The organism is Pseudomonas sp. JL3 (assembly GCF_031570575.1).
Lineage (GTDB): Bacteria > Pseudomonadota > Gammaproteobacteria > Pseudomonadales > Pseudomonadaceae > Aquipseudomonas > Aquipseudomonas cucumis.
The window spans coordinates 1-1905 of the sequence record NZ_JAKWJK010000053.1 but is presented as its reverse complement, the minus strand read 5'-3'; the positions used below and the strand labels follow the sequence as shown (position 1 = coordinate 1905).

Sequence of the window (1905 nt, the reverse complement as noted above, 5' to 3'; positions counted from 1 at the left end):
TCCAGCGCCGTGTGCATGTAACCGCAAATGCGTTGCGCGCCGATGCCAGTCATGGCCAACACGGTCAGGCTGAATCCATCGCCCTCGTCGTCCACCGACAAGGTCAGTGGGTAGTTGGTGCGCTCTTCACTGGCCAGCACCTCAAGTCCATTCCAGGCGATCTGCGCCTCGTTCGACAGCGATGGTGCGGCGCTATGGCGGTAGTTGAGCAAGGCGCTGAACAACGGCAATGGCGCGGCCACACCGCTGCAACGTTGGGCCAGTGCCAGCGAGGCATGTTCGTGGCCCAGCAAANGCCAGCACCTCAAGTCCATTCCAGGCGATCTGCGCCTCGTTCGACAGCGATGGTGCGGCGCTATGGCGGTAGTTGAGCAAGGCGCTGAACAACGGCAATGGCGCGGCCACACCGCTGCAACGTTGGGCCAGTGCCAGCGAGGCATGTTCGTGGCCCAGCAAAGCCGTCAGTCGTGCATGGGTCGTCTTGACTCCGGCGCGCACGCCTTGAAGGCCCACGTCCACCCGTAGCGGCAAGGTGTTGATGAACATCCCCAACGCGCGGTCAGCCCCCTCACCGCCCTGCATCCGGCCCATCAGCACGGTGCCGAACACCACCTCCTGCTTGCCGCAAACCTTGCCCAGCACTTGCGCCCATGCCAGATGCACCAGGCTCGCGGCGCTCACGCCCAGCTGACGCGCCTGTGCCCTCAGGCGTCGACTCAGGGCGTTCTCCACGGCCTGTTGCTCTTCCTCGATACCGTGGCCATCATGCCGAACGTCTTGCACCCCGAACGGTAGCGTCGGCTCGTCGATGTCACCAAGCATCTCGCGGAAGAACGCTTCGTGCTCCTCGCGGCTGATGCCCAATCGGGCCTGCGCCACGTAGTTGCGGTACGGCAGGGCTTCGCCGAGCTGACTTTCCTGGCCCAGCAGATACGCCTGCATCTCGTGCTGCACCACGTCCAGCGCCATATGGTCGAGTGCCATGTGATGAAACAGCAGCATCCCCACCCAACGCTGATTGGACGCGTCATAGGCGAACGCGACACGCATCAGCGGTGCCTGCGTGACGTCCAGACGATAGTGCCGGGCATCGAAACGGCTGTGCAATTGCGTGGCGACATCCCCGGCTTGCGGGTCCAGTACCAGCTCTTCCAGCCCCAACTGCGCGTGGCGCCAGACCACCTGCACCGGTTCGTCCAGACCTTCCCACACCACCGAAGTGCGCAGGATATCGTGGCGATCGATGACGCTTTGCAACGCCCGGGAAAAATCGTCCAGCCGCGTACGGTTCGAGGCCACGAACAAGGCTTGCAGCACATAGGGGTCGCCCTGTTCTGCCGCAATATGGTGATAGAGGATGCCCTCTTGCAGCGGCGCCAGCGGGTAGATGTCCTGCACGTTGCGCGCGCCATCCGGCACCGTCGCGACAATGCGCTCGATGGCTGCCTGGTCCAGATTGACCAGGGGCAACATGGTTGGAGTGATGTGTTCGCAGTCCGAAGGAATCAGGTTCACCGGAACGCTTATTTCCTTGCCACTGCCGACGGCTGCCGCCAGCGCCGCCAGGGTCGGCTGGCTGAACAGCACGCGCACGTCGGCACTCAGTCCCGCCTGACGCATTCGGCCGATCAGGCTGACCGCCAGCAGTGAGTGGCCGCCCAGCTCGAAGAAGTGGTCGTGACGACCGACGCGCTCGACCTTGAGCAGGTCTTGCCAGATCTGCGTCAGGGTGGTTTCGATTTCGCCTTGCGGCGCTTCGTAATCGCGAGAGATCAGCGCATCGAGGTCCGGTGCCGGCAGTGCCTTGCGGTCGAGTTTGCCGTTGGGGGTCAACGGCAGTGCGTCCAGTCGCACGTAGGCGACGGGCACCATGTAGTCGGGTAACTGCGTTTGCAGGTGTGCGCG

2 pseudogenes are annotated in these 1905 nt (G+C 63.6%); both read right to left on the bottom strand.

What is annotated here, in order from left to right:
- Nucleotides 1-296: pseudogene (locus MMG91_RS29110) on the bottom strand (non-ribosomal peptide synthetase); the annotation flags it as partial.
- Nucleotide 297: 1 nt separating this feature from the next.
- Nucleotides 298-1905 (bottom strand): annotated as a pseudogene (locus MMG91_RS28730) (condensation domain-containing protein); the annotation flags it as partial.